This window comes from Streptomyces hilarionis (assembly GCF_024539675.1).
In the GTDB taxonomy this organism is placed as follows: domain Bacteria; phylum Actinomycetota; class Actinomycetes; order Streptomycetales; family Streptomycetaceae; genus Streptomyces; species Streptomyces hilarionis.
Map to the genome: position 1 here is coordinate 1 of NZ_JAHHIT010000796.1, position 256 is coordinate 256.

The 256-nt window shown below is 70.7% G+C and carries 1 pseudogene; it reads right to left on the reverse strand.

The annotated features are described in order from the left end of the window. A pseudogene (locus KMS84_RS40390) lies at positions 1-256 on the reverse strand (NAD(P)-dependent oxidoreductase); the annotation flags it as partial.

Here is a 256-nt window from a genome sequence, read left to right on the forward strand (position 1 = left end):
TCGCCAGCCCGCTCTGCACGCGCGGCGTGACGAGCAGCTCCTGCACGTTCACGTGGGCCGGCGCGCTCACGCAGTACGCGATGGCGTCGGCCACGTCCTCGGCCGTGAGCGGGTGGGTGTCACTATAGGTTTTGCCGGCCCGCTCGGCGTCGCCCTCAAAGCGGACGAGCGAGAACTCCGTCTCGGTCAGGCCCGGCGAGACGGCACTGACGCGGATCGGCGTGCCGTGGAGGTCCAGCTTGAGGCCGAGCGTGAG